This window comes from Phreatobacter aquaticus (assembly GCF_005160265.1).
GTDB lineage: Bacteria > Pseudomonadota > Alphaproteobacteria > Rhizobiales > Phreatobacteraceae > Phreatobacter > Phreatobacter aquaticus.
This window is the reverse complement of sequence record NZ_CP039865.1, coordinates 3,586,976-3,612,792: the sequence shown is the minus strand read 5'-3', so window position 1 is coordinate 3,612,792 and position 25,817 is coordinate 3,586,976. Positions and strand designations below refer to the sequence as shown.

Annotated in this window: 24 protein-coding genes; 18 read left to right on the top strand and 6 right to left on the bottom strand. The window is 65.8% G+C overall.

Features of this window, described 5'->3' with window-relative positions; all coding sequences use genetic code 11:
- Positions 1 to 4: 4 nt before the first annotated feature.
- The 8 genes from E8L99_RS17140 to E8L99_RS17105 all read left to right on the top strand — a co-directional run bounded on the left by E8L99_RS17140 (position 5) and on the right by E8L99_RS17105 (position 7,974).
- Entirely contained in the window at positions 5 to 976 is a 972-nt protein-coding gene (locus E8L99_RS17140) for an ABC transporter substrate-binding protein (RefSeq protein ID WP_137100687.1), read from the top strand.
- 10 nt (positions 977 to 986) lie between these two features.
- Positions 987 to 1,331: a hydroxyisourate hydrolase gene (locus tag E8L99_RS17135; protein WP_137100686.1), complete on the top strand. Its 345-nt coding sequence runs from the start codon at positions 987 to 989 to the stop codon at positions 1,329 to 1,331.
- Positions 1,332 to 1,711: 380 nt separating this feature from the next.
- Positions 1,712 to 3,163 (top strand): dihydropyrimidinase, encoded by a 1,452-nt coding sequence (gene hydA, locus E8L99_RS17130; protein WP_137100685.1) that lies wholly within the window; start codon positions 1,712 to 1,714, stop codon positions 3,161 to 3,163.
- A 91-nt stretch (positions 3,164 to 3,254) separates the two neighbouring features.
- Complete coding sequence (locus E8L99_RS17125) at positions 3,255 to 4,286, top strand: extracellular solute-binding protein (protein ID WP_137100684.1); 1,032 nt, start codon at positions 3,255 to 3,257, stop codon at positions 4,284 to 4,286.
- The gene (locus E8L99_RS17120) at positions 4,283 to 5,413 is read left to right on the top strand and encodes an ABC transporter ATP-binding protein (RefSeq protein ID WP_252511140.1); all 1,131 of its coding nucleotides are present in this window, start codon (positions 4,283 to 4,285) and stop codon (positions 5,411 to 5,413) included. The genes E8L99_RS17125 and E8L99_RS17120 overlap by 4 nt, the downstream gene beginning before the upstream one ends.
- On the top strand, positions 5,410 to 6,288 hold the full coding sequence (locus E8L99_RS17115) for an ABC transporter permease (protein ID WP_137100683.1): 879 nt from the start codon (positions 5,410 to 5,412) through the stop codon (positions 6,286 to 6,288). Before E8L99_RS17120 ends, E8L99_RS17115 begins: the two co-directional genes overlap by 4 nt.
- Positions 6,289 to 6,291: 3 nt before the next feature.
- Positions 6,292 to 7,083 carry an ABC transporter permease gene (locus E8L99_RS17110; RefSeq protein WP_137100682.1) on the top strand — a complete coding sequence of 264 codons (792 nt, stop codon included), beginning with the start codon at positions 6,292 to 6,294 and terminating at the stop codon, positions 7,081 to 7,083.
- Between the two features lie 30 nt (positions 7,084 to 7,113).
- Complete coding sequence (locus E8L99_RS17105) at positions 7,114 to 7,974, top strand: NHL repeat-containing protein (RefSeq protein WP_137100681.1); 861 nt, start codon at positions 7,114 to 7,116, stop codon at positions 7,972 to 7,974.
- Positions 7,975 to 8,211: 237 nt separating this feature from the next.
- Here E8L99_RS17105 and E8L99_RS17100 read toward each other — a convergent pair whose 3' ends face one another.
- From E8L99_RS17100 to E8L99_RS17090, 3 genes are read right to left on the bottom strand one after another with little or no spacing between them, the layout of a single operon-like run.
- Positions 8,212 to 8,967, bottom strand: coding sequence for an SDR family NAD(P)-dependent oxidoreductase (locus E8L99_RS17100; RefSeq protein ID WP_137100680.1), 756 nt, complete (start codon positions 8,965 to 8,967; stop codon positions 8,212 to 8,214).
- A complete protein-coding gene (locus tag E8L99_RS17095; RefSeq protein WP_137100679.1) occupies positions 8,952 to 9,980 on the bottom strand; it encodes a ketopantoate reductase family protein in 1,029 nt (342 codons plus the stop codon). The genes E8L99_RS17100 and E8L99_RS17095 overlap by 16 nt, the downstream gene beginning before the upstream one ends.
- A gap of 56 nt (positions 9,981 to 10,036) precedes the next feature.
- Positions 10,037 to 11,632 carry an ABC transporter substrate-binding protein gene (locus E8L99_RS17090; RefSeq protein ID WP_137100678.1) on the bottom strand — a complete coding sequence of 532 codons (1,596 nt, stop codon included), beginning with the start codon at positions 11,630 to 11,632 and terminating at the stop codon, positions 10,037 to 10,039.
- Between the two features lie 145 nt (positions 11,633 to 11,777).
- Here E8L99_RS17090 and E8L99_RS17085 point away from each other — a divergent pair, with 145 nt between their 5' ends.
- The 6 genes from E8L99_RS17085 to E8L99_RS17060 are packed head-to-tail and all read left to right on the top strand — an operon-like array spanning position 11,778 to position 16,863.
- A complete protein-coding gene (locus E8L99_RS17085) occupies positions 11,778 to 12,311 on the top strand; it encodes a MarR family winged helix-turn-helix transcriptional regulator (RefSeq protein ID WP_137100677.1) in 534 nt (177 codons plus the stop codon).
- 7 nt (positions 12,312 to 12,318) lie between these two features.
- Positions 12,319 to 13,020, top strand: coding sequence for a creatininase family protein (locus E8L99_RS17080; RefSeq protein WP_137100676.1), 702 nt, complete (start codon positions 12,319 to 12,321; stop codon positions 13,018 to 13,020).
- A 3-nt stretch (positions 13,021 to 13,023) separates the two neighbouring features.
- Positions 13,024 to 13,998 carry an ABC transporter permease gene (locus tag E8L99_RS17075; protein ID WP_137100675.1) on the top strand — a complete coding sequence of 325 codons (975 nt, stop codon included), beginning with the start codon at positions 13,024 to 13,026 and terminating at the stop codon, positions 13,996 to 13,998.
- Entirely contained in the window at positions 13,995 to 14,873 is an 879-nt protein-coding gene (locus E8L99_RS17070; protein WP_137100674.1) for an ABC transporter permease, read from the top strand. Before E8L99_RS17075 ends, E8L99_RS17070 begins: the two co-directional genes overlap by 4 nt.
- Positions 14,870 to 15,844, top strand: a complete 975-nt coding sequence (locus E8L99_RS17065; protein WP_137100673.1) for an ABC transporter ATP-binding protein — start codon at positions 14,870 to 14,872, stop codon at positions 15,842 to 15,844. Before E8L99_RS17070 ends, E8L99_RS17065 begins: the two co-directional genes overlap by 4 nt.
- On the top strand, positions 15,841 to 16,863 hold the full coding sequence (locus E8L99_RS17060; protein WP_137100672.1) for an ABC transporter ATP-binding protein: 1,023 nt from the start codon (positions 15,841 to 15,843) through the stop codon (positions 16,861 to 16,863). Before E8L99_RS17065 ends, E8L99_RS17060 begins: the two co-directional genes overlap by 4 nt.
- A 119-nt stretch (positions 16,864 to 16,982) precedes the next feature.
- On the opposite strand, the gene E8L99_RS17055 is transcribed toward E8L99_RS17060, so the two are convergent.
- Positions 16,983 to 17,495 (bottom strand): YciE/YciF ferroxidase family protein, encoded by a 513-nt coding sequence (locus tag E8L99_RS17055; protein WP_210421771.1) that lies wholly within the window; start codon positions 17,493 to 17,495, stop codon positions 16,983 to 16,985.
- Between the two features lie 455 nt (positions 17,496 to 17,950).
- On the opposite strand from E8L99_RS17055, the gene E8L99_RS17050 reads away from it, so the two are divergent.
- From E8L99_RS17050 to E8L99_RS17035, 4 genes are all read left to right on the top strand, one after another.
- On the top strand, positions 17,951 to 18,292 hold the full coding sequence (locus E8L99_RS17050; protein WP_137100671.1) for a hypothetical protein: 342 nt from the start codon (positions 17,951 to 17,953) through the stop codon (positions 18,290 to 18,292).
- 142 nt (positions 18,293 to 18,434) lie between these two features.
- Positions 18,435 to 19,964, top strand: a complete 1,530-nt coding sequence (locus E8L99_RS17045) for an ABC transporter substrate-binding protein (protein WP_215907010.1) — start codon at positions 18,435 to 18,437, stop codon at positions 19,962 to 19,964.
- 38 nt (positions 19,965 to 20,002) lie between these two features.
- Positions 20,003 to 21,640, top strand: a complete 1,638-nt coding sequence (ggt, locus tag E8L99_RS17040) for a gamma-glutamyltransferase (protein ID WP_215907009.1) — start codon at positions 20,003 to 20,005, stop codon at positions 21,638 to 21,640.
- A 136-nt stretch (positions 21,641 to 21,776) separates the two neighbouring features.
- The gene (locus E8L99_RS17035) at positions 21,777 to 22,469 is read left to right on the top strand and encodes an outer membrane protein (protein WP_137100670.1); all 693 of its coding nucleotides are present in this window, start codon (positions 21,777 to 21,779) and stop codon (positions 22,467 to 22,469) included.
- A 61-nt stretch (positions 22,470 to 22,530) separates the two neighbouring features.
- Here the strand turns inward: E8L99_RS17035 and hutU are convergent, their stop codons facing one another.
- Together hutU and hutH are read right to left on the bottom strand one after the other, a co-directional pair.
- Positions 22,531 to 24,198 carry a urocanate hydratase gene (hutU, locus tag E8L99_RS17030; RefSeq protein WP_137100669.1) on the bottom strand — a complete coding sequence of 556 codons (1,668 nt, stop codon included), beginning with the start codon at positions 24,196 to 24,198 and terminating at the stop codon, positions 22,531 to 22,533.
- Positions 24,195 to 25,739, bottom strand: coding sequence for a histidine ammonia-lyase (hutH, locus tag E8L99_RS17025; protein ID WP_137100668.1), 1,545 nt, complete (start codon positions 25,737 to 25,739; stop codon positions 24,195 to 24,197). The genes hutU and hutH overlap by 4 nt, the downstream gene beginning before the upstream one ends.
- Between the last annotated feature and the right edge of the window lie 78 nt (positions 25,740 to 25,817).

The following is a 25,817-nucleotide window of genomic DNA, read 5'->3' as shown; positions in this document are numbered from 1 at the left end:
ACCCATGCCAAGCCCGCTCCGGGTCATCCTCAATACGTTTCTGTCAGGCCCGCAGGCCTGGTTCTTCGTGGCCGAGGACCGTGGCTATTTCGCAGACCACGGCATCGAGGTCGTCTTCACCCCGGGAGACACGCTCGCCAATGCCGTGCCGAAAGTGGCCAGCGGCGCCTATGACATCGGCTATGGCGACATGAATGCGCTGATCGAGCTGCACGGCGCCCGACCGGATGCGGCCAATCCTGTCGCCGTCTTCATCATGCACAATGCGTCGCCCTACACGATCGCCGTTGCCGCGGATGGACCGATCCGGACGCCGAAAGACCTGGCGGGCCAGCACCTGTTGACCCATCCGAACGATGCGGCACTGCGGATGTTTCCCGAGTTCATCCGCGCGACCGGCCTCGATGCCTCGGGCATCGCGATCATCGAGGACCGGCGTCACCACCGCGACCTCACAGCCGCGATCCTGCGCGGCGAGGCGGCCGGCCTGTTCGGCTTCGTCAACACTCTGGCCTCGGCTGCCATCGAGGCCGGCATCGCGCCGGCCGACCTTCGACATTTCGAATGGCGCCAGCATGTGCCCGCTTTGTGTGGCGCGGCGATTATCGCGTCGCCTGACCTCGTCGCGGAGCGGCCGGACACCGTCCGGGGCTTCGTCTCAGCGGTCAATCGCGCGGTGAAGGATGTGATTGCCGACCCTGATGCGGCGGTCGAGGCAGTTCGGCGGCGCGATCCAACCATCGATGTCGCGGCCAACAAAGCTCGATTGATGGGCACGCTTGCGCTCGAAATGGCCCATCCCGAGGGAGCACGGCTCGGACTTGGCGACATCGATCCCTTGCGTCTCGATGAGGCGATCGATCTGATCACCGCCGTGAAGGACCTGCCGGCCAGGCCCGAAAGCGGTCGGATCTTCGATCGCAGTTTCCTGCCGCCGGATGGCGAGCGGATCAGGACTTTGGCCAAAGCCTCGTGAGGACACTGAGATGCCCGGCGGAATTTCGCTCCATGCCGTTGATGTTGTCACCGGACGCGCCGCTCTTGGCATGGGCGTGACGATCCATCGCCTGTCACCGGAACCAGCCCTGATCGCCGAAGGCCGGCTTGGCGTCCATGGGACGTTGGACCATCCGGTTGTGGAGGGCGCGGGTATCGTACCCGGCACCTACCAGGCCCTCTTCGCCGTGGGTGCCTTCTATAGAACATCTGGCCAGGACAGCCCGTTTCTGGATGACCTGCCCTTCCGGTTCATCATCACCGATGCGTCCGAGCACTTCCATCTGCCGCTGAAATTCTCGCCCTGGGGCCTCGCTCTGTTCCGCGGCGTCTAGCCCTCCCGCCCCGACGGATATCGCCGGGTATCAGGGGTCATGCCTCGGGGGGCTATCACACCAACCAAAATCGCCTCTGATCTGCCCCCCGGCTTGCATCAAGCCGGGCAAGCCTCGCACCGCCAGACCAGAGCGGAAGGCGGCGGGCCTTGCGTGCCTGCCTGCCGGTGAGGTGGCGCTCCGGCTTGAAGTGGTTGCCTTGGTGCAGGCTGCACAAGCGGTGACGTCGCCATCAACAGGTCCCCTGGCGCGACAGGTCCCACCATTCACGGACGCCGCCTCCCCGGCGCCTCCATTCGCCCGTGCAAGCGAGCGTCGGCACGGCTGTTGCTGGCCAGACACCCTGCAGCGCCGCGATGTCGCGGCAGGAGGAGCGACCGATGGCAACATACGACACGATTGTTCGTGGCGGCAGGATCGTGACGGCCAGCGAAGTCTACCAGGCCGATCTGGCGATCAAGGACGGCGTGGTCGCAGCTATCGGTTACGACCTCGGGGACAGTGCCGAGGTCGTCGACGCAAAGGACATGCTGGTCCTGCCGGGCGGGGTCGATACCCACGTCCATCTCGACCAGACCGGCCTCGGGCCGGAAATGTGCGATGGCTTTGACAGTGGCACGGCCTCGGCGGCGGCCGGCGGCACCACGACCGTCGTGTGCTTCGTCTGGCAACCGAAGGGCGGCTCGCTCGCGCAGGTTGCTGCCGACTATCGCGTCAAGGCTGAGAAGGCGCGGGTCGACTACTCCTTCCACCTGACTGTCACCGACCCCACTCCCGAGGTCCTGGAGGTCGAACTGCCGCAGCTGATCGCCGAAGGCTGCCGGTCGGTGAAGGTCTTCATGACCTATGACGGAGTTCGTCTCGATGACCGCGAGGTGCTGCGCGTGCTGGCGGCCGCCCGCCGCAACCAGGCGCTGGTCTGCGTCCATGCGGAGAACCACGACCTCATCGCCTGGCTGACAGAGCAACTGGTCTCGGCAGGCCTGACAACGCCTAAATATCATGCATATGCCAAGCCGATGATCGCCGAGCGGGAGGCAGTGTCCAGAATCATCGCCCTCGCCGAGGCGCTCGATGTGCCCATCCAGATCTTCCATGTGTCGGGGGCCCAGTCCGCCGAGGAGATCGCCCGGGCGCAGGCCCGCGGCCTCAAGGTCTGGGGCGAGACCTGCGTCCACTATCTGACGTTGACGGCCGACGACCTCGACAGACCGGGCTTCGAAGGTGCGAAGTTCATCTTTGGGCCCCCGGCACGCACCGAAGCCGACCAGGAGGCGCTGTGGGGTTATCTGAAGCGGGGTGTGATCGAGGTCATATCATCGGATCATTCTCCGACCCGCTTCGACGATCCCAAGGGCAAGAAGTTCGCCGGGGACCCGGCTCCTTTCAACAAGGTGCCCAATGGCATCCCCGGGCTTGCGGCACGGCTTCCCGTCCTTTTCACAGAAGGCGTCTCCAAGGGCCGCATCGATCTGCCGACCTTCGTGCGGCTCACCAGTACGAATCCAGCCAAACTCTTCGGCCTATTTCCGCAGAAGGGTTGCCTTGCGGTCGGCAGCGATGCCGATTTCATCCTGTGGGATCCGCAAAAGACGGTCACGCTCACCAATGCGCTGATGCATCACGGGGGCGACTACACGCCCTACGAGGGCTACCAGACCCAAGGCTATCCGGTTGCAACCTTCCTGCGGGGACAACAGGTTTTCGACGGCTCGGCTGTCGTCGGCGCAGCAGGCGGCGGACGCTTCATCGCCCGTCCCCCCTACCCCATGATCACACCTCTCCAGCGGTTCCCAACGCCGTTCAATGCGGTCCATGCCACGCTGATCTAACCCAACGTCACCTCCGGCTTCGGCTGGCACGGCGCTTGCGAGTATTCCTGGTCGAGCGCAACGCCGCCACCTCACGCAAGGATGACGCAGAATGGCCTCCCCGACCCGCATTTCGCGCCGTACATTCGCAGCCGGTTCGCTCGTCGCAGTGACCGGGTTCCCCAATATCGTGCGCGGTCAGACCCGCGAGATCTTCGTGGGTGGGCCGGCCTCTCCGGGTCTGACGGACATCCTGTTTCCCGTCATCGAGCGCAAGCACAACATGAAGATCCTCTTCGAGGGGACCAACTCGCTGATCAACCTCGAGAAGATCCGCGCCAACAAGGCCCGTCCGACCATGACGGTGACCATGATGGACGATCCGGTCCTCGTCCTCGCCGAGCGCGAGAAGGTGATTCGCAAGCTCCCCGCCGACATCACCAACCTCGCCGATGTTCCGGCCGCCGCGAAGCCGCGCGACGCCATGTGGGCGAACTGGTGCCAGCCCATGTGCTCGTTCTCCTACAACAGCCGTGCCTTGCCGCAGGGTCTCGCCTCCTACAACGACGCCTGGGACCGCAAATTCCGCGAGCGCATCATCATGATCTCGATGCGGATCACCCAGGCGGTGGCACCGCTTGTCGCCGCCGCCTCCTACGCCACCAAGAAGCCTCTCGACCAGGCCCTGAAGGAATGGGGTGCGGGCATCGAGCGACTGAAGGAATTGCGCCCCAACGTCATTCAGGTCTCGTCAAACGCGCCGCAGGCCCAGCAGCTGCTGGAGACCGGCGAGTGCGACCTCTATATGGCTCCGGATTCGCGCACCACGCTGTTCCGCAAGGCCCAGGGCGCGCCGGTCGATCAGGGGCTGCCGAAGGAAGGCGTGCTCGCCATGCCGGCGGGCGTCGCGCTGGTGGAAGGCGGCCCCAATCAGGATCTCGGCATCGCCTTCATCAACGAGATGCTCAATCCGGAAACGCAGGCCCTCATCGCCCGCACCTTCTGGTCCAAGCCCACCAATGCCAAGACGGTGCTGCCTCCGGGCATCACCTTCCCCGAGCTCATCGCCCTCGACTGGGAATATTTCGCCGACAACCGGAACGCGATGATCGAGCGGTTCGAGCGGGAAGTCTCCTCGCGATGAGCCAGCAGGCGACGGCGATGCCGCCGGCGACCGAGGCAGAGCGGGAACCGAGCTATCTGGCGGTTTCGAACGTCATCAAGCGTTTCGGGGCCTCCACTGTCCTCGACAGCCTGAGTCTCGCCGTGGGCCGGGCCGAGTTCGTGTCGCTGCTCGGTCCATCGGGCTGCGGCAAGACCACTTTGCTCCGCCTGATCGCGGGCCTCCTGACGCCTGACCAGGGCGCCATCGAGGTGGGCGGACGCGACCTCACGCGGGTCGCCGCCCATCGGCGCAATATCGGCGTGGTGTTCCAGAACTACGCGCTCTTTCCGCATCTGACGGTCGCGGAGAACATCGCCTATGGCCTGAAAGCCAAGGGCGTGCCGAGAGCCGACCAAGCGAAGAAGGTCACCGAGGCGCTTGGCCTCGTGCGGATGGAGGCCTTCGCCGACCGCGCCGTCACCGCGCTCTCCGGCGGCCAGCAGCAGCGCATCGCGGTGGCCCGTGCGATCGTGGTCGAGCCGAGCCTCCTCCTGCTTGACGAGCCCTTCTCGGCCCTCGACCGCAAACTGCGCGAGACCATGCAGATCGAGCTGCGCCACATCCTGCGCAATCTCGGGATCACATCGATCTTCGTCACCCATGACCAGGACGAAGCACTGGTCATGAGTGACCGCATCGCCGTGATGAACGAAGGGCGGATCGAGCATCTGGGCACGCCGTCGGAGGTCTATGCCCGGCCGAAATCGCTCTACACGATGGAGTTCGTGGGACAGTCGAGCCGGATTGCCGGCGTCGTGAAAGGCGGCCAAGACGGCCTGGTCGAGATCGATACGCCTTTCGGCCTGATCCGAGCGCCGGGGAATTTCCTGGTCGGCAGCAAGGTTGTCGTAGGCGTCCGGCCCGAGGCGATCGCGGCGGGCGAAGGGCCGGCCAGCGATTACAACATGGTGCGTGGCACCGTGGCCGAGGTCATCTATTTCGGCTCCCGCACCCTCCTGCATTTCCGCACGTCGCGGGAGACGGATCGCCTGCATGTCGAGCTCAACCGGCTGCCGGACCAGGTCGAGCCGGGCACCGAGATGACCGTGCGCTGGCGCATTGAGGACAGCCGCCTCTTCCCGGCGCCCGCCGAGGCACCCCAATGACGCTCGCAAGGGACGACATCGCGGTGCCATCCGCTCCGATCTCGCGCCCGCAATTCGACGCCAAGGCACTGATCGCCGTGCCGGGGCTTGTCTTCATGGCGCTCGCCTTCGCGGTTCCGGTTCTGATGCTGGTCGGCGAGAGCTTCGTCGACCGGAACGGCTTCAGCCTGGCCGGTTACCGCAAGGTGCTGGGGGATCCCTATTATATCGGGATCATCGGCAATTCGCTTCAGCTTGCCTGCATCACCACAGCGGCATGCCTTGCCATTGGATACCCCGCCGCCTGGGCGCTGGCCCGCATCCGGGGCGCCTGGCAGGTGATCCTCTTCGCGCTGATCTTCCTGCCGCTGACCGTGTCCATCGTCGTGAAGACCTTCGGCCTGACCATCATGATGCGCCGCGATGGCATCATCAATTTCCTGCTGGTCAATCTCGGCTTCATCGAGCGCCCCATGCGGCTCGTCTTCACCGAATTCAGCCTCTATTTCGGCATGGTCAACGTCTTCCTGCCCTTCATGATCCTGCCGCTCTATTCGGTCATGCGCATGCTGGACCCGCGGCTGCTCGACGCGTCCGCATCGCTCGGCGCCGGCCCGGTCCACACCTTCCTGCGGGTGACCCTGCCTCTCACCATGCCGGGCATCATTGCCGGTGGGACCCTGGTCTTCTCAATCTCGGTGGCAGCCTATGTGACGCCCGGCCTGCTTGTCGGCGACCGCTTCATGACCATGTCGCAGGTGATGGCCAAGGCCTATCTGAACATCCGCGACTTCCAGCTGGGAGCAAGCATGGCGGTGATCATGCTGGTCATCTCGGCGGCGCTGATCCTCGCCTCCTCCTACCTCGTCCGGACGCCGGGCGGAGAGAGGCGCTGACCCATGGCCCTGTTCGGTTCGCTCTTCTGCCGTCTCGTTCTCGGCCTCGTCATCGCCTTTCTCTTCCTGCCGATCCTCATCGTCCTGACGGTGTCCTTCTCCTCCTCGGCGGTTTTCGCCTTTCCGCCGCCCGGCTTCTCGCTGCGGTGGTACGCATCCCTCGGCAAGGCTGACTCGCTGCTTCAGGCTGTCTGGCTTTCCACCCAGATTGCCGCCCTGTCCACGGCCATCTCGCTGATGCTGGGTACGCTCTGCGCCATCGCAATCACGCGGGGCATGATCCCCGGCGCCAAGGCGGTCGCGACCTTCATGGCCTCGCCGCTGATGTTGCCGGGCCTCGTGCTTGGCATCGCCTTCCTTCAGGCGGCAAGGGATTTCGGCCTGCGCGACACCTACACGACCCTGCTCATCGCCCATGTCGTCATCACTATGCCCTTCATCATGCGCACGGTGCTGGCGAGCCTGTCGCTGTTCGACTTCGCCATGGTGGACGCCGCCCGCATGCTTGGCCGCTCCTATCCAGCCGCCCTGTGGACGGTGCTGGTGCCGAACATCCTGCCGGGCTTTGTCAGCGGCGGGCTCTTCGCCTTCATCGCCTCCTTCGACAATTATCCGGTCTCGATCTTCCTTGTGGACGTGCGCACCAAAACGCTGCCGATCCAGCTCCTCAATCAGGTCGAGATGTCGCCCGACCCGACGGTTGCCGCGATCTCCGCACTGCTCATCCTTGGAACTATCGTTGCCCTGATCGTCTGCGACCGGCTGGTGGGCCTGAAGCGGATGGCCTCGATCTAGCCCCTAGCCACAAGCTCCTGGAGCGCCGCCATGACCTCTGAATCGGGCTCAAGGAGCCTCTTCGTCTCGTTGGGACCGCAGCGCTACCGTGTCGAACGCCCCTTCGGCGGTTTTGACCGCGGACGCGCTGTCGTCAGTGACGTCGCCTGCGACAGTCGCGGCCATGTCTATGTGCTGTTGCGGCTCGACCCCTTGGTGGATGAACCCGCGGACCCCGTGATCGAGCTCGACCCGCAGGGGCGGGTCGTCAGGTCCTTCGGCGCGAAGGACGTCCTTGATGCCCATATGCTGGCGGTGGATCCCGAGGATCACATCGTCGTCGTTGACCGGGATGCCCACCGCCTCGTCACCTTCACCCGCGACGGCACGGTGATAAGGAGGATCGGGTCACCGGAGACCCCCGGCGAGCCCTTCTCCCATCCCTCCTCCGTCGCCTTCGCGGCGGATGGCAGCTTCTATGTTGCCGACGGATACGGCGCCTCGCGTGTCCAGCATTTCTCGGCAGCGGGTGATCGTATCCGCAGCTTTGGCCGGCGCGGCAAAGCGCCAGGCGAGTTCAGCACGCCGCATGGTGTCTGGGTGGACGCAGACGGCCGCGTGCTCGTGACGGACCGCGAGAACGACCGCCTTCAGCTCTTTTCGGCCGACGGGCAGCCGCTGGACGCCTGGCCGGACCTGCCGCGGGCCATGGATGTCTGGAGCGACGCCGACGGGTCCATCTTCGTGACGGACCAGGTCCCACGGCTGTCGCGCTACGATCGTGACGGCAATCTTGTCGGCTCCTGCCGACCGGTGCTGAACGGCGCCCACGGCATCTGGGGCGACCGGAGCGGCAACATCTTCCTCGCCGAGATCAATCCGAGCCGCATCACGAAGCTCACGCCTGTCTAGAAACAGCTTGGCCTCGACTGGCTCGCGTCTGAAACAGCACGTGGCTCGCGACCACGCCTTGGCAACACGCGTGCGACGTAGGGCCCCGAAGTCACCTGGACGGCCTCGCGTTCGAAGCCACCCGATCCCGCGCGGCGCGCCAGCATCAGAGTTGCAACCGAGTCCGCAGTCGTCGTGCGTTGATCCGGCACCTTCCGGGCAGAGGCCGGCCGGCCCGCCGGCAGCAGCGGGACCGCCTCAGGAGCGACCGCCATCCACCGACAGGATCTGGCCACTGATCCAGCCAGCCTGATCGCTGGCGAGGAACAGCACGGCGTGAGCAATGTCGTCGGCCGTGCCGAGGCGCCGGACATGGATGGATTCGACAAGACGCTTCTGGCCGTCCAGGCCATAGGCGTTCCATTGCCGCTCTGTCGCCGGGTTGGAGCGCACGAATCCCGGCGCCACGGCGTTGCAGGTGATGCCTGACGGCCCGAGGTCCTGACTGAGCTGCTTGGTGAGCCCTACCAGCGCATGTTTGGCCGCGGTATAGGCCTGGATGCCGGTGAGGCTCGGGCGGAGCCCGGCGCCCGATGCGATATTGACAATACGGCCATGCCCCGCCTTCGCCATCGGAGCGCTGACGGCCTGGGCCAGCCAGAAGACACCATCGACATTGGCTTCGAACAACACGCGCCATTCATCCTCGGACACGGCCGCGATCGGGCGCCCGACCTGCCCGCGCACGCCACCGGCGGCATTGACCAGAATGTCGATCCGCCCGTGCGCCGCGACGACGTCGTCCACGGCGGTATGGGCGGCGGCCCTGTCGGACACGTCGATGACGCGGGCGTTGAAGCCCTGGGCCTTCGCGAACGCGCCGAGCCTGTCGGCATCGAGATCGGCGACGATGACGGTGGCTCCCGCTGCGCGCAGGCCCAGCGCGATGGCCTGGCCAATGCCTTGGGCGGCTCCGGTGACGAGAGCAACGCGGCCGGTCAGGTTGATCTGCATGTGTCGATCAGCTCCTGGAATGTCGTCATGGCCATGGGCTTCGAGCCGTCCTCGATGGCGTGGATCAGTTCCACCAGCTTGGCGATTGCCGGCGTGTCGACGCCGACCTCTGCGCCGAGCCTGGCGATCACCCCGATCTGCGGGTCGATTTCGGTGCGCCGCTTGCGCACCGCGAGGTCGCGCCAGATTCCCGAATGGGTCTTGGCGGTGTGGCGGTTGAATTCGGCCAAAGCCGCGATGGAGGCTCGCGCCCCCGCTTCGGATGCCCCGGGCGCGAAGAGCTCGGGGTCGAAGCCGTTGAAGCCGACGGGGACGACGCCCCGCGCCTTCGCGACCGCCATGACCTCGCGGCCGAGCTGTTCGAAGACGACAGTCCGGCGCGGATCGGCGAGATTCTCCGCCATCGAGTCATTGTTGAGCGCCGTGGCGAAGAGCATCGCGCCATAGGCGAGCTTGCCCCACAGATAGCCCCAGATGTTGTCGGTGAGCACCGCCGCCGGCTCAAAGACCATCAGGCGCTCGTGCATTGCCTTTGTCCGATCCCGCACGGAGCCGTCGATCTCGCCGACCACGACAGCGGCGCGGTTGCCGAACAGGATCTCGCCAGGTCCGTGCCAGTCGGCGCCGAAATTGACGAAACAGCCCATCGTCCGCTCCTTGCCGACCGCGTCGGCAATGGTGAGCTCGTTGAGGCCGTTCTGGGCGGAGAGGACATAGCCGTTTGCGGACAAGTGCGGCGACAGCTGTTGCAGGGCCGCCTCGGTCGCCTGCGCCTTCACGGCCAGGACGATGATGTCAAAGCGGCCGGTCACCTGGTCCGGCGTTAGCGCCGGCACGACCTGGGTGAAATCCTCGATGGGACCGGAAATGTGCAGGCCGCGGCTGCGGCAGGCCTCGACATGGTCGGCGACCTGATCGACCAGCACCACCGGCATCCCGGCACGCGCCCAATAGGCGCCGAGCGTCCCGCCGATGGCGCCGGCGCCCCAGATGAGGATGGGTGTCTCGGCCATCGGCCTGTCCTTCATGCGAGCGAAAACGGCGGCCCGACGGCCGCCGTTGCATCGGGTCATCGCGCCGGACGGATGTCCATGGCGAGCGTGTCCTCGTCCACCCGTGGCGACAATGTCACCTTGGCCTTGTTCATGGCCCAGGCGGAGGAGACCGCGACGATCGGCAGGCGCTGCTTGTCGGCATCGACCAGGGCATTGGCGTCCTCGAGGAGCTTGCGGCGCTTCGCCTCGTCCATCTCGATCGCCGCGTCTTGCAGAAGCTTGTCCACCTGCGGATTGGCGTAGCCAAGCACATTGAACGCGCCCATCCGCCGCTCGCGATCGTTGGAATGGGCAAGCGAGGACAGGGTGTAGTGCGCCTCGCCGGTCAGCGTGCCCCAACCGGACATCGACATGGAGAGTTCGCCGCGGGTGCGCGCGGGGAAGAACACGGCAGCCGGCATGCCATTCGGCTGCGCCTCGATCCCGACGGCGGCCAGCATCTGGGCGATGGCCGTGCCGACGTCGCGGTCGCCCGGCAGGCGGTCGTTGGTGAAGGCGAAGGGGATGCGGAAGCCGTTGGGATAACCTGCCGCCGCGAGGAGGCGCTTGGCCTCGGCCGGATCATGGCGCTGCGCCGGAAGCGCCGTGTTGTAACCGAAGATGGTGGAGGTCACCAACTGGTTCACCGGCTTGCCGAGCCCTTCCATGGCGACCTCGGCGAGCGTCGGGCGGTCGATCGCAAGATCGATGGCCTGGCGGACCCGGAGGTCGCGGAGCGGATTGGCCGGCAGGGCCGAGCCATCCTTGGCGGTCAGGCCGTTTGGCCGCTCACGGACATCCATCTCGAGGTTGAAGACATAGACCGTGTCGACCGTCTGCAAGGTGAGCCGGCTATCGCGACGCAGCGTCGGGACATCCGAGGCAGGGACGCGGGTGATGAGATCGAGCTGGCCAGCGCGCAGCTGCGCGACGCGGGCCGCATCGTTCGGGATCTCGCGGCGAACATGGCGCTCCCACGGCTCCTTCGGGCCCCAGTAGCCGTCGAACCGGGCGAGCACGAGCTCGCCGCGCGGCTGCCACGAGACATACCGGTAAGGACCGGTGCCGATGGCGGCGCGGCCGGAATTGAAGGCTTCGTTGGCATTCTCGCGCGTCAGGCCCGCCGCCGCCTTGGACGAAACGATGAACAGCCGGATGAAATCGTTCGGCAGGTTCGGTGCCGGCCCGTCGGTGACGACATGGACCGTGTGGGCATCGATGATGCGCGTTTCCTTGACGCGGCGGACATAGATCGTCGTCGGATTGGGCCCGGCAACCAAGGGAATCCGCTCGATAGAGAACTTGACGTCCTCTGCCGTGAAGTCGGATCCGTCGTGGAATTTGACTCCGCGACGCAGCTTGAATTCCCAGGTCGTGGCGTCGATGGCGCGCCAGCTTTCGGCAAGACGCGGCTCCAGTTCCAAGCCACGGCCGGACCAGACCAGCGTGTCGAAGACGTGCTTCAGGGCCTCGGCATGGGTGCCAGTCGCCGTGAAATGCGGATCGATCGAGTCGGGACCGCCGCGAACGCCAATGGTCAGGGTCTGGGCATTGGCGGACGGCGCCGTGCCGGAGAATAGGGTCGCGACGCCGAGCAGGCCGAGCATCAGGGAACGTCTGAGAATTCGCATGGGAATCTCCTGGTCGGGATACCGGGGGCCGGAAGCGGGCATCACCCGTCAATGCCCATTCAAAAGGCGTGCACACCACCTAGTCAATCCCTTGTGGAACCATTTCCTGCCGATATAATCAGCGGCATAACAAGGGAAGTTCTGTTTGGAACCAACTGTCGCAGCCCAGCGCATCGCCGAACCAGAGGTCGCAAGTCCCGAACGGCGTCTCGACGTCTTTACCCATGCGCGGCTGTGGAAGAACCCCTGCGGCTTCGCGGCCCGGTTCAACTATCTTGCGCTGCGCTACAACCAGCCGCTCTACGGCTGGATCGAGGAACGCTACGGCCTGTCGCGCGCCGAATTCGTCATTCTCTACAGCCTCGGCATCATGGACGGCGTGACCGCCTCGGAGATCGCCTCCTCGACCGCCTTCCCGAAGAACACGCTCAGCCGCGCCGTCGGGCTGCTCGGCAAGCGCGGCCTCGTGGGGCGCGGGGCCGATGCTACGGATCGCCGGGCCCAGCCGCTGCACCTCACGCAGGCCGGCCGGGACCTTCTGGCCGAGGCCATGCCGCGCTTCATCGCGCTGGAGGAGGAGATGCTGGAGCCGCTCTCCCTGATCGAGCGCGAGCAGTTGTCCATGCTGATGGCGAAGGTCGTGCTTGGCATGTTCCATTCTGGCGATACGGGGGAGTAAGGCCGCCATGCGTGTCGCCGAGATGAACTGGATGCAGGTCGAGGCCAGATCCCGTGCCGACCTGCGCGCGATCCTGCCGATTGGTTCGACGGAGCAGCACGCCGGACTGAGCCTGTGTGTCGATTCAATTCTGGCGGAGCGGGTGGCTGTCGAGGCCGCCGCGCCGCTCGCCATACCGGTCTTTCCGGTGGTGAACTACGGCTTCACGCCGAGCTTCGTCGACTATCCGGGGACAGTGACGCTGCGCCTGTCGACCTTGTGCGCCATCCTCGTCGACGTCCTCGACGGCATGGTCCGCTCCGGCTTCCGGCACATCACGCTCGTCAACGGCCATGGTGGCAATTCGCCGGCCCACGGCGCAATCCTCGAGTGGCTCGACCGCAATCGCGGCTGCCAGGTGAAGTGGCACAATTGGTGGAATGCGCCGAAGACCTTCGCCAAGGTCCAGGCCATTGATCCCGTGGCGTCCCACGCCTCCTGGATGGAGAATTTCCCGTGGACGCGGTTGCCGAATGTCGCGGCGCCCTCCGAACAAAAGCCGATGCTCGATCTCCAGCGTTTCCAACAGCTGGATCCGGGCGCGAAGAAGGCCATGCTCGGTGACGGCAATTACGGCGGCCTCTATCAGCGGTCCGACGCGGACATGCTGGCCATCTGGGACGTCGCGGTGGAGGAAACGCGATCGGTCATCGCGGAAGGCTGGGCCTGATCCATGCTCGGTTTCATCATCCAACGCCTGCTGCAAGCCATCGTCGTGATGCTGGTCATCTCGGTACTGGTCTTCTGCGGCGTCTATGCGGTGGGAAACCCGATCGATGTGCTGATCTCCCCCGACGCCACCCAGCAGATCCGCGAGGAGGCCATCCGCACCTACGGCCTCGACCAGCCGATCTGGCGGCAATATGTCGATTTCCTCGGTCGGCTCATCCAGGGCGATTTCGGCCGGTCCTTCGTCTTCGGTTCGCCGGTCCTGCCGCTCATCCTCTCGCGGCTGCCGGCGACGCTGGAACTGACACTGGTCGCCGTTGTCGGCGCGACCCTCGCCGGTGTCCCGCTCGGGATGTATGCCGGCTATCGTCCCGACAGTCTCGCAGCCCGCGCCATCATGGGCGTATCGATCCTGGGCTTCTCGGTCCCCACCTTCTGGATCGGCCTCGTGTTGATCTTCATCTTCGCGGTGCAGCTTGGAATCCTGCCCGCCGGCAGCCGCGGCGAGACGCGGGAGATGTTCGGCGTCTCCTGGAGTTTCCTGACCGCCAACGGCTGGCAGCACCTGTTCCTGCCGGCGCTCAATCTCGCCCTGTTCAAGTTCGCCATGATGGTGCGCCTCGCCCGCGCCGGCACCCGCGAGATCATGCTCACCGATACCGTGAAGTTCGCGCGCGCCGCGGGTGAAAGCGAGGCGACGATCCTGCGTCGGCACGTGCTGCGCCTGATCGCCATTCCCATCGTGACCGTGTTCGGCCTCGAATTCGGCTCGACCCTCGCTTTCGCTGTCGTCACCGAGACGATCTTCTCCTGGCCAGGCGTCGGAAAGCTGATCATCGATTCCATCAACACGCTCGACCGGCCCGTCATGGTCGCCTACCTCATGCTGGTCGCCTTCTTCTTCATCCTCATCAATCTCACCATCGATATCCTCTATGTCGCCCTCGACCCACGCCTCAGGTTGAAAGCGGCGTCATGACGACGAGTCCGGTCGCACAGTTCTGGAGCGAGTTTCGCGTCAACCGCGTCGCGGTGGTCGCGCTCGCCATCGTCGTCATCATCATCGCCGTGTCGTTTGTGGCGCCCTGGATCACCCCGCAGAACCCCTACGACATGGCCAGTCTGCGCCTGTCCGACGCCCGTCGGCCGCCCGGCTTCGTCAGTCCCGGCACGGGCATGACCCACTGGCTCGGGACCGACGGCCAAGGCCGCGACGTCCTCTCGGCGATCCTCTACGGACTTCGCGTGTCGATCGAGATCGGCCTCGCCGCCGGCGTGATCGCCTTCTCGCTGGGCGTGACGCTTGGCACCTTTGCAGCCTATCTCGGCGGCCGCATCGAGGCGTTGATCATGCGCTTCATCGACCTGCAGCTCTCCTTTCCGGCCATCCTTCTCGCCCTGGTGCTTGCTGCGGTCCTCGGCCAGGGCAAGTGGCAACTCGTGGCAGCGCTGGTGACGGCGCAATATGCCTATTTCGCCCGAACCGCCCATGGCGCTGCCTCGACCGAACGGTCGAAGGACTATGTCGAGGCGGCCCTGTCGACGCCGCTGAAGCCACACGTGGTCGTGCTCCGCCATATCCTGCCCAATTGCATGCCCCCGCTGATCGTCGTCGCCACGGTGCAGGTGGCCAATTCGATCGCGCTGGAAGCCACCCTCTCCTTCCTGGGTCTCGGTCTGCCCGTGAACGAGCCATCGCTCGGCATGCTGATCGCCAACGGATTTCAATACCTGCTGTCCGGCCGCTACTGGATTTCCATCTATCCCGGCATCGCGCTGATCGTGCTGATCTCCGCGATCAATCTCGTCGGCGACCAGGTGCGCGACCAGCTCAACCCGCGGCTCAGGCGATGAGCGCCCCCCTTCTCGTCGTCGAGGGCCTGACCACGGAATTCCCGACGCGGGCCGGCCTCGTGCGCGCCGTGCGCGGGGTCAGCTTCCATGTCGAGGCTGGCGAGATTCTCGGCCTGGTCGGTGAATCCGGATCGGGCAAGAGCGTGACGGGCTTTTCCATCCTCGGTCTGATTGATCCACCCGGGCGCATCACCGGCGGCTCGGTCCGGCTCGCCGGGCGCGAACTTGTCGGCCTGCCCGCCCGCGATCTGCGCGCCATGCGCGGCCGGGAGATCGCCATGGTCTTCCAGGACCCGGCTGCGACGCTCAATCCTGTCCTGCGCATTGGCGACCAGATGGCGCTGGCCATCCACGCCCACGAGAATGTCAGCGCCGCGGCGGCGCGGGCCCGCGTGGCGGAGGTTCTGACCCTGGTCGGAATTCCGGACGCCGCACGCCGGCTCGACGCCTATCCCCACCAGTTCTCTGGCGGCATGCGCCAGCGCGTGGCCATTGCCACCGCCTTGCTCAACAGGCCAAAGCTGATCATCTGCGACGAACCGACGACCGCTCTCGACGTGTCGGTCCAGGCCCAGATCCTCACCGAGATGCGGGCGCTGGCACGCGATACCGGCACGGCGCTCATCTGGATCAGCCATGATCTGGCGACGGTCTCCTCCCTCGCCTCCCGCATCATCGTCATGTATGCGGGCCGCGTGATCGAGGAAGGTCCGATCCGGCAGGTTCTGTCGGAGCCGCGCCACCCCTACACCAGGGGATTGCTCGATTCCCTGCCCGCCAAGGCCGTTGCAGGCGAGGACCTGGTGCAGGTTCCGGGCGCACCCCCGTCGATGATGGCGTTGCCGCCGGGCTGTGCCTTCGCGCCCAGATGCTTGCGGGCGGATGCGGCCTGCGAAGCCGAGCCCGAGCCGACGCAGATGCTCGATCGCCGCTGGCGGTGCCATCATCCGCACGTGGAGCCGGTTTCATGAGCACCGCGATCGTCGAGGTCCGGAACGTCTCAAGGCGCTTCGCGCCGACGCCGTCGATCGGCGAGCGTATCGCGGGGCTTTTCGGGGCTGAGGTCGAGAACCGGACCGTCCATGCGGTCGACCGTGTCAGCCTCGATATCTCCCCGGGCGATGTGCTCGGTCTCGTCGGCGAGTCCGGTTGCGGCAAGTCCACCCTTGGCCGGGTCATTGCCGGCATTCACCCGCCGAGCGATGGCGAGGCCTATGTCCACGGCGAACCCGTCATGGGGGGAGCGCGGCGCCGGGTGAAAACGACGACGCGCGTGCAGATGATCTTCCAGGACCCGTTCGGCTCGCTCGATCCGCGTTTCCGGATCGGCGCGACCATTGCGGAGGGGCCGATCGCCCACGGCCTGATCCGACGCGCCGAGGCGCGCGACGAGGTCGCCCGTTGGCTCTCGGCCGTCGGCTTGCCGGCCGATGCCGCAGACCGGTTTCCGCATCAGTTTTCCGGTGGCCAGCGCCAGCGAATCGCCATCGCGCGGGCGCTCGCCATGCAGCCCGACATCCTGGTCTGCGACGAGCCGGTCGCCTCGCTCGACGTGTCGATCCAGGCCCAGATCATCAATCTGTTCCTAAAGCTGCGGCGTGAGCTCAACCTCACCATGCTGTTCATCAGCCATGACCTCGGGGTCGTCCGGCACATCTGCGACCGGGTGGCCATCATGTATCTGGGGCGCATTGTCGAGATCGGCCCTACCCAGGACATCTACACGCGCCCCGCCCATCACTACACGCGCGCGCTGCTCGACAGCGTGCCCAAGCTCGTGACGACGGGCGACGAACTCGTCAGCTTCCGGCCGATCAGCGGCGAACTGCCCTCGCCGCTCGCGCCGCCCCCCGGCTGTCATTTTCACCTGCGCTGTCCCGCGGCCGACCAGCGGTGTCGCACGGAGGCGCCTGACCTCCGTGACCTCGCCGACGGCCGGCGCGCGGCCTGCCACCATCCAGTGATCGACGACAGTCGGTCCGCTCGGTGAGACCGCCAGCATCGTTCTGACCCGCCCTGCCAAAGATCAGATGGGCATTCGGGCGCTATGGCCGCAGGTGATCCTCGACCGCTCGCGCGGCCGAGGAAGCACTGTCCAGACGGCTTCGCTCAAGCCGCCTTGCTGGTCGCCGCCGCGCTGGCATTGACGGACGAGTTGGCGAGCGAGGTAAGGTCCTTGTCGGTCTTTTCCTCTTCCTCAAGCGTCTGCATCAAAAGCTTGGCGGCGTCCTGCTGGCCAAGCTGCTTGGCCCAGGCGATCAGCGTGCCGTAGCGGGCCATCTCATAATGTTCGACGGCCTGGGCGGTGGCGAGCAGGCCGGCATCCAGCGCCGGGCTGTCGCCGAAATCCTCCATTACCGCCTTGCCCTCCTCGATGATGCCGAGGATGGCATCGCAAGTCTTGCCGCGCGCAGGAGCGCCAAGGATCTCGAACACGTTCTCGATGCGATCGACCTGGCCTTCGGTCTCGTCACGGTGCTTTTCGAACGCCGCCTTGAGTTCCGCCGAATTGGCCGCCTTCGCCATCTTTGGCAGGGTTTTCAGGATCTGCTTTTCGGCAAAATAGACATCCTTGAGCATGTCAAGAAACATGTCATCGAGCACTTTGATCTTCGCAGCCATCACACAATCCTCTCGCGTTAGGAAACCCCCAGCCGGACCCTCCGGACTTGCTGCGAACGTCGGCTTCGCGGAGACGTTCCAAGGCGCGTCAGAATTTGCGGCCATGCAGTCCGGCCGAGGCGAAATGCGGGCTGGCGACGGTTCGTTGCTGCCGTGCACTCGAGACAAAGCGGCCCGGAGGGAGAGGCTCCGGGCCGAGTTATCATGGGAGGATGCACGGCCCTGATGTCGAAACGCGGCCGGAGGCACACGCGAATCGATGCACTGCACAATCACGCTATGCCCAGAAATGCGGCACGGCAACGCAGCAGGCAGGAGCGGGCGAATGGGAGGATGGCCTGTTGCGCCGGCGCATCAGTTTGTTGGATCAACCAGACAACCTGCGCGGGAACGATCGCGGCCGGCACGCGTTGGGCTCTCCACAGTCGGAGCCTGCCAGAAACGGGATGTGCCACATGATCGACCGCCGCCACCTCTTCACCCTCATGGCCGCACTGGCGGTCACGGGGCCTGCCCTCGCCCAGCTGCCGCCGGTCCAGCCGGATGGCGGAGCCGGCGGTTCCAGTTCGTCCGGTGGCGCGATGGGCGGCGGCATGTCGGCGGACGATGAGAACGCGCAGGGCGTCGAGGCCGGACGCGAGGGGCCGATGCGGCCAAGTCCGGCCAATCGGCAACGTGGCCTGCAGGATTCACAGGTCCGCGGCACCCCTCGGCCAACGCCCCAGCGCCAACCGTCGCGTCCCGCGCCGCAGCCGCGTCGCCGCCGTATCCGGCGCCAGAGGCGGCGCACCCAGTAGCGCTCTGCCAGGCGCATAGGCTGCCTGACGCATATGTCGTCTGCCGCAAGGACGGGGGCCAACACAGCATAAGCGTTTGCAATCCGCGCCCTCCTGCCCCGATGATCGCTGACGCGACAAAAAACCGGGACGGGATCGGCTCATGATGATGGCACTCAGCAGACTGGCCACACTTGTCGTGGCGCTCATGCTGGCCGCGCCGCTTCCGGCGACAGCTGGAAAGCGGGACAATACGCTGCGCTGGGTCTCGACCTTCTCGATCGCTTCCGGCGAGCCCTATTACAATTCCTTCCGCGAGGGCGTGCTGTTCATCGGTCAGATGGTCTGGGACACGCTGATCCACCGCGACCCCGACACGTCCGCCTACAAGCCCCTGCTCGCGACGGCCTGGCGCTGGATCGACCCTACGACGCTGGAGCTGGATCTACGCACCGACGTGACATTCCACGACGGCCGGGCCTTCTCCGCCGACGACGTGGTCTACACGATCAACTACGTCATCGATCCCGCGAACAAGGTGACCAATCCGTCCAACGTCAACTGGATCGAGCGCGCCGAGAAGACTGCCAGCCACCAGGTGCGGCTGATCCTGAAGGCCCCCTTCCCCGCCGCGATCGAATATCTCGCCGGTCCCATCGCCATCCTTCCGGTCGATTTCTACAAGGACGCCGGCGCTGACCGGCTTGTTCCGGCTGCCCGCCTGATCGGCACCGGGCCTTATCGATTCACGCGCTGGGAGCCCGGCAAGGAGGGCCAGTTCGACGCCAACCCGACCTATATGGCCGATAGTCCCAAGGGGCGGCCGGCCATTCCCCGGGTGGTGATGCGCGTCATTCCTGATGCCGCCACCCAGATGGCCGAGCTGATGGCGGGCCGCGTCGACTGGATCGGGCAATTGCCCGAGGATGCCGGGCGCCAGCTCGCCAGCGTGCCGAACATCTCGATGCTGGCCTCCGAGACCATGCGGATCATCTTCCTGCAATTCGACGTGCAGGGCCGCTCGGGCGCCAATCCGTTCCAGGACCTGCGCGTGCGCCAGGCGGTGGCCCATGCGATCAACCGCGAGGCGATCGTTGCGAACCTGATCGGGGCCGGATCGCGGGTCTGGCACGCCTTCTGTTTCGAGACGCAGGTCGGCTGCACGACCGATGTCCAGCGCTATGCCTATGATCCCGTCCGCGCCAAGGCCTTGCTGACGGAAGCGGGATTTCCCAACGGGTTCGACACCGAGATCCTCGGCTTCCGGTCGCGGCCGCGGATCGAGGCGCTGAATGGTTTCCTGACGGCGTCCGGCATTCGCACGCGGCTGCAGTTCATGGCCTATTCCGCCGTGCGCGACCGGCAACACAAGGGCCAGGCGCGGTTCGTCGACACGTCCTGGGGCTCCTATTCGGTCAATGACGCGTCGGCGATGATCAATCCGTTCTTCACCCACCTCGGCGACGACATGGTGCAGGACGCGGAGATCAAGGCCTGGGCCGACCAGGCGTCACGGACGATCGATCCGGAGGAGCGCAAGCGCCTCTATGGCCAGATCCTGCGCAAGATCGCCGACAACGTCTACATTCTGCCGCTCTACACCAACCCGTCGGTGGCCGCCTTCACCAGCGATCTGGCCTTCCGCGCCTGGCCCGACGAGAACCCGCGCTTCTACATGCAGCGCTGGCGCTGAGCCGGCTTAATAACAACGCGACCGCAGGAAACGACCCGATGACAATCCAATCCGACGTCAATGCGATGATCGTCGCGGCCCAGCCCGAGGCAGCGGAAGCCGGCGCGCTGATCCTGAAGGCGGGCGGCAATGCGGTGGATGCGGCGATTGCCGCTGCCCTGGTCCAGACGGTGGTCGATCCACTGATGTGCGGCATTGCAGGCTTCGGCTCGATGGGGATCTACAAGCCGGACGCGGGCGTCCACGAATATGTCGATTTCCATGCCCCCGCCCCTCTGAAGGCGACCCCCACCATGTGGGCTGACCTGATCGAGGGCGAGACGCGTGACGGCTTCGGCTTCATCCTGAAGGGCGCGGTGAACGATGTCGGCTATGGCTCGATTGCTGTTCCCGCGACCTTGAAGGCCTTCGCTACCGCGCACGCCACCCATGGCAAGCTGCTGTGGCGCGATCTCTTCCAGCCGGCGATCCGCTTTGCCGAAAAGGGCTGGATGGTGCGTCCAGCCGTCTATGGCTTCTGGAACGACGAGGGGAGCCTCGGGCGCGCCTCCAACCACGACCGGGTGAAGTTCACCGCGGAGGGCCGCGGGCTCTATCTGAGGCCCGACGGCACGCCGCGCCGCCTCGGCGAGACCATCACCAATCCCGGCTATGCCGCGACCCTGAAGCGCATCGCCGAGGTCGGTGCCGAGGATTTCTACACCGGCGCGATCGGACAGACGATCGCCGCCGACATGGAAGCCCATGGCGCGCTGATGGGCGCAGACGATCTCGCGCGCTACGAGCCGATCCGCCACGCGCCCATGGAAGGCACCTATCGCGGCCGGCGGATCGCCACCAACCAGCCGCCCGGCGGCGGCATCATGCTGTTGCAGATGCTCGGCATTCTCGAGCATTTCGACCTGAAGACGATGGGTCACAACTCGCCGGAATATATCCGCGTGGTCTGCGAGACCATGAAGCGCTCGACCATCGACAAGGACGCCCATGTCGGTGATCCCCGCTTCGTCGACATTCCGGTCGACCTCCTGCTGTCGCGCCAGTCGGCGGAGGCCGCTGCCGCCGAGATCCGCGCCGGCATCAAGGCGCATGTGCCGCGCTACAAGGCCAACGAGGTGCCGAAGGACACGACCCATGTCAGCGTGGTCGACGCACAAGGCAATTGCGTCACCGTCACCCATTCGCTCGGCATGCCCTCCGGCGTGATCACGGAAGGTCTGGGCTTCATGTACAATGGCTGCATGGGCGTGTTCGACCCGCGCCCCGGCCGCGCCGGCTCGATCGCGCCGGGCAAGAGCCGCTTCTCCGCCATGTGCCCGACCATCGTCTTCAACGAGGGCAAGGTGGAACTGGTGATCGGCGCGCCGGGTGGCACGCAGATCGTCATGGGCGTGCTGCAGGCGATCCTCAACGTGGTCGATTTCGGCATGGACATGCAGGAAGCAGTTACCGCGCCGCGCTTCTCGGCGACCTCGGACGCCATCGACGTGACCAACCGCATTCCGCGCTGGACCACCGAGCCCCTGGAGGCCATGGGCTATGAGGTGATCCGCAACCCGGCCAGCTATTATTTCGGCGTGGTCCACGGCATCCGCGTGACACCCGAGGGCACGCTGGAAGGCGGAGCCGATCCCGGTCGCGATGGCGTGGCCTATGGAGTGAAGGTCAAGCACTGATGCCGCGGCAGCGTGCCAACCCAGTATCCGTGTCTGCGCGGCAACATTCAAAGTCAATTGACGTTACGGGACGCTACCTGTCTTGTGCAAATCGGCGTTTCGATCTTCTATCGGTATCAGCAACGAGGGCTCTCCGATGAAATCCATTCTGCTCGCCAGCACCGCACTGGTCGCATTCGCAGGCGCCGCCGCTGCTGCCGATCTGGGTGCGCCGCGGTCTCCGGTCGCGGCGGCCGTGGTCGCTCCGGCGTTCAACTGGACCGGGTTCTATATCGGCGCCCATGCCGGCTACGGCTTTGGTCGCAGCACTGGCATTGACCCGGGGCTTGGGCCGTTTCCTGCCAATACATCGGGGCCGCTGATCGGTGGCCAGCTTGGCTTCAATTACCAGGTCAACAACATCGTTCTGGGCGTCGAAGCCGATCTCGCCTTTGCTGCGATCTCAGGCCGGAACGTGAATGTCTTCAACAATGACGTCCTCTATAGGACACATATGCTCGGCTCCCTGCGCACGCGGGCCGGCGTTGCTGTCGACCGGTCGCTCTTCTACCTGACTGGCGGTCTCGGCTTCCAGGGCGCTTCCTTCGCAACAACGATCGGCGGGGTAGCGGAGAAATATAGCCGGGTCGGCTGGACCCTTGGCGCCGGCTACGAATATGCGATCACGCAGAACTGGACCGCCAAGATCGAATATAACTACTACAATTTCGGCACGCGCACCCTCGGTCCCATCTATGTGGGCACGGTTCAGTCCGATGTGCATACGGTCAAGCTGGGCGTGAACTATCTGTTCTCGACGGGTCCGTCGGCCGTCGTCGCTCGCTACTGACCAAAGCTTGGTCGTGCATCGAAGAGGCCGCCCTCGGGCGGCCTTTTCTGTTTCAGCAGGCTCAGCCGAGAATGCCCGGCAGGTTGAGTTGGTGCTCCCGCGCGCAGGCGATCGCGTCCTCGTAGCCGGCATCGGCATGGCGCATGACGCCGGTGGCCGGATCGTTCCAAAGTACCCGCTCCAGCCGCTTCGCCGCTTCCGGCGTGCCATCGGCGACGATGACCATGCCGGCATGCTGGGAGAAGCCCATGCCGACGCCGCCTCCGTGATGCAGCGACACCCAGGTGGCGCCGGACGCGCAATTGAGCAGGGCATTGAGCAGCGGCCAGTCGGAGACGGCATCGGTGCCGTCACGCATGGATTCCGTCTCGCGGTTGGGCGATGCGACCGAGCCTGAATCGAGGTGGTCACGGCCGATCACCACCGGTGCCTTCAGCTCGCCCTTCGCCACCATCTCGTTGAAGGCGAGGCCGAGGCGGTGGCGGTCGCCGAGCCCGACCCAGCAGATGCGCGCCGGCAGGCCCTGGAACTTGATGCGCTCGCGCGCCATGTCGAGCCAGTTGTGCAGGTGCTTGTTGTCCGGCAGCAGCTCCTTCACCTTGGCGTCGGTCTTGTAGATATCCTCCGGATCGCCCGAGAGCGCCGCCCAGCGGAACGGGCCGATGCCGCGGCAGAACAGCGGGCGGATATAGGCCGGCACGAAGCCCGGGAAGGCAAAGGCGTCGGCGACCCCCTCCTCCAGCGCCATCTGTCGGATGTTGTTGCCATAATCGACGGTCGGCACGCCGGCCTTGTGGAAGTCGAGCATGGCGCGCACATGGGTCGCCATGGAGGCCTTGGACGCCTTGGTCACGCCGGCCGGATCGCTCTCGCGCTTGCGCTCCCAGTCGTCCAGCGTCCAGCCCTTGGGCAGGTAGCCGTTGACGGGATCATGGGCCGAGGTCTGGTCGGTGACGCAATCCGGGCGGACGCCGCGCCGGTAGAGCTCGGGGAAGACATCCGCCGCATTGCCGAGGAGCGCCACGGAGACCGCCTTCTTCGTGCGCTTGGCGTCCTCGATGATCTCCAGCGCATGGTCGAGGTCGCGAGCCTGGACGTCGACATAGCCGGTGCGGAGCCGAAACTCGATGGAGGACGGGCGGCATTCGACCGCAAGGCAGGAGGCGCCCGCCATGGTGGCGGCCAGGGTCTGGGCGCCACCCATGCCGCCGAGGCCGGCGGTCAGGATCCAGCGGCCGGAGAGATCGCCGTTATAGTGCTGGCGGCCCATCTCGACGAAGGTCTCGTAAGTGCCCTGCACGATGCCCTGGCTGCCGATATAGATCCAGGAGCCGGCCGTCATCTGGCCGTACATCATCAGGCCCTTGCGATCGAGCTCGTTGAAATGCTCCCAGGTCGCCCAGTGCGGCACCAGGTTGGAATTGGCGATCAGCACGCGCGGCGCATCGGCATGGGTCCTGAACACGCCAACCGGCTTGCCGGACTGGACCAGCAGGGTCTCGTCCGCCTCGAGCCCGCGCAGCGCAGCGCAGATCCGGTCGAAACTCTCCCAGTCGCGGGCGGCGCGGCCGATGCCGCCATAGACCACGAGCTCGCCGGGCTTTTCGGCGACGCCCGGATCGAGATTGTTCATCAGCATGCGCAGCGGCGCTTCGGTGAGCCAGCTCTTGGCCGAGAGTTCGGTGCCATGGGGCGCGCGGATCACGCGGGCATTGTCGATGCGGGTCATGAGGCGGCTCCGGACAGGACGGGGAGATGGAGGGGCGCGACGGCGCTGGCGACCGCGCCGGTGCGGACGAGATCGATGGCTGCGGCCATATCGGGATGGAAGTGCCGGTCGTGGTCAAGGGTCGGCACTTGCGACCTGACGAGCCGGCGCACGGCTTCAAGTGGGCTGCTGGAGGCGAGCGGCTGATGGAAGTCGCAGCCTTGTGCGGCGGCCAGCAATTCGATGGCGATGACGGCGGAGGCATTCTCCACCATGGGGATCAGCCGGCGGGCGCCATGGGCGGCCATGGAGACATGATCCTCCTGGTTGGCGGAGGTCGGGATTGAATCGACGCTCGCCGGATAGGCGCGCTGCTTGTTCTCGGAGACCAGCGCCGCCGCCGTCACCTGCGGGATCATGAAACCGGAATTGAGCCCGGGCCTCGGGGTGAGGAAAGCCGGCAGGCCGGAGAGTGCCGGATCGACAAGCATGGCGATGCGCCGCTCGGCGAGCGAGCCGATCTCGCAGACGGCCAAGGCGATCATGTCGGCGGCGAAGGCCACCGGTTCAGCGTGGAAATTGCCGCCGGACAGCGCCGTGTCGTCCTCCGGGAAGATCAGCGGATTGTCGGAGACACCATTGGCCTCGGTCTCCAGCGTTGCGGCCGCTTGGCGCAGGATGTCCAGCGCAGCCCCCATCACCTGCGGCTGGCAGCGCAGGCAATAGGGATCCTGCACGCGCTCGTCGCCGACGAGATGGGAGGCGCGGATGGCGCTCCCAGCCATCAGGGCACGCAGGGTATCGGCGGTCTCGATCTGGCCGCGATGGCGGCGCAGCGCATGGATGCGCGGGTCGAAGGGCGCATCCGAGCCCTTGGCGGCATCGGTCGATAGCGCGCCAGTGACGAGGGCCGACTGGAACAGCACTTCCGCTTCGAACAGGCCGGCCAGTGCATAGGCGGTGGAGAATTGCGTGCCGTTGAGCAGCGCCAGGCCTTCCTTGGGACCAAGTTCGGCAGGCGTGAGCCCTGCCCTGCCGAGCGCCTCTTCCGCCGAAACCCAACCCTCGGGGGTGAGCGCACGCCCAACCCCGATCATCACCGCCGTCATATGGGCGAGCGGCGCGAGGTCGCCGGACGCACCCACCGACCCCTGGCAGGGCACGAAGGGGATGACGTCCTTGACCAGCATGGCTTCGAGCAGTTGCAACGTGGCCGGCCGGATACCGGAGGCGCCCTGGGCGAGGCTTGCGAGCTTCAGCGCCATCATCAGGCGGACCACAGCGGGCGCCATGGGTTCGCCGACGCCAGCGGCATGGGAGAGCACGATGTTCCGCTGCAGAGTAGCGAGATCGGCCGCCTCGATGCGCACACTGGCCAGTTTTCCAAAGCCGGTATTGATCCCATAGACCGGCTCACCCTTGGCGACGATGCGGGCAACGGCGGCAGCGGCGGCCTCGACCTTCGGCCAGCAGGCGCCGTCGAGCCGTGCGCCGGCATGGCGATAGATCGCGCGCCAGTCGGCAAGTGGGGTCTGTCCAGGATGCAGCACGATGTCCGGCATGAGGATCACTCCTGTCATCGCGCTGGCAGGCGCGTTCATCTCATGTTATTATGTATAGACATAACGATGGCGATGACA

Bases quoted from the DNA above. Each gene is read 5' to 3' on its own strand.
- E8L99_RS17035 (WP_137100670.1), top strand. From the start codon at position 21,777: ATGAAATCCATTCTGCTCGCCAGCACCGCACTGGTCGCATTCGCAGGC.
- E8L99_RS17125 (WP_137100684.1), top strand. From the start codon at position 3,255: ATGGCCTCCCCGACCCGCATTTCGCGCCGTACATTCGCAGCCGGTTCG.
- E8L99_RS17060 (WP_137100672.1), top strand. From the start codon at position 15,841: ATGAGCACCGCGATCGTCGAGGTCCGGAACGTCTCAAGGCGCTTCGCG.
- E8L99_RS17110 (WP_137100682.1), top strand. From the start codon at position 6,292: ATGGCCCTGTTCGGTTCGCTCTTCTGCCGTCTCGTTCTCGGCCTCGTC.
- E8L99_RS17090 (WP_137100678.1), bottom strand. From the start codon at position 11,632: ATGCGAATTCTCAGACGTTCCCTGATGCTCGGCCTGCTCGGCGTCGCG.
- E8L99_RS17120 (WP_252511140.1), top strand. From the start codon at position 4,283: ATGAGCCAGCAGGCGACGGCGATGCCGCCGGCGACCGAGGCAGAGCGG.
- E8L99_RS17100 (WP_137100680.1), bottom strand. From the start codon at position 8,967: ATGCAGATCAACCTGACCGGCCGCGTTGCTCTCGTCACCGGAGCCGCC.
- E8L99_RS17080 (WP_137100676.1), top strand. From the start codon at position 12,319: ATGCGTGTCGCCGAGATGAACTGGATGCAGGTCGAGGCCAGATCCCGT.
- E8L99_RS17115 (WP_137100683.1), top strand. From the start codon at position 5,410: ATGACGCTCGCAAGGGACGACATCGCGGTGCCATCCGCTCCGATCTCG.
- E8L99_RS17075 (WP_137100675.1), top strand. From the start codon at position 13,024: ATGCTCGGTTTCATCATCCAACGCCTGCTGCAAGCCATCGTCGTGATG.
- hutU (WP_137100669.1), bottom strand. From the start codon at position 24,198: ATGACCCGCATCGACAATGCCCGCGTGATCCGCGCGCCCCATGGCACC.
- hutH (WP_137100668.1), bottom strand. From the start codon at position 25,739: ATGCCGGACATCGTGCTGCATCCTGGACAGACCCCACTTGCCGACTGG.
- E8L99_RS17065 (WP_137100673.1), top strand. From the start codon at position 14,870: ATGAGCGCCCCCCTTCTCGTCGTCGAGGGCCTGACCACGGAATTCCCG.
- hydA (WP_137100685.1), top strand. From the start codon at position 1,712: ATGGCAACATACGACACGATTGTTCGTGGCGGCAGGATCGTGACGGCC.
- E8L99_RS17055 (WP_210421771.1), bottom strand. From the start codon at position 17,495: ATGGCTGCGAAGATCAAAGTGCTCGATGACATGTTTCTTGACATGCTC.
- E8L99_RS17140 (WP_137100687.1), top strand. From the start codon at position 5: ATGCCAAGCCCGCTCCGGGTCATCCTCAATACGTTTCTGTCAGGCCCG.
- E8L99_RS17135 (WP_137100686.1), top strand. From the start codon at position 987: ATGCCCGGCGGAATTTCGCTCCATGCCGTTGATGTTGTCACCGGACGC.
- E8L99_RS17045 (WP_215907010.1), top strand. From the start codon at position 18,435: ATGATGATGGCACTCAGCAGACTGGCCACACTTGTCGTGGCGCTCATG.
- ggt (WP_215907009.1), top strand. From the start codon at position 20,003: ATGACAATCCAATCCGACGTCAATGCGATGATCGTCGCGGCCCAGCCC.
- E8L99_RS17070 (WP_137100674.1), top strand. From the start codon at position 13,995: ATGACGACGAGTCCGGTCGCACAGTTCTGGAGCGAGTTTCGCGTCAAC.
- E8L99_RS17095 (WP_137100679.1), bottom strand. From the start codon at position 9,980: ATGGCCGAGACACCCATCCTCATCTGGGGCGCCGGCGCCATCGGCGGG.
- E8L99_RS17050 (WP_137100671.1), top strand. From the start codon at position 17,951: ATGATCGACCGCCGCCACCTCTTCACCCTCATGGCCGCACTGGCGGTC.
- E8L99_RS17105 (WP_137100681.1), top strand. From the start codon at position 7,114: ATGACCTCTGAATCGGGCTCAAGGAGCCTCTTCGTCTCGTTGGGACCG.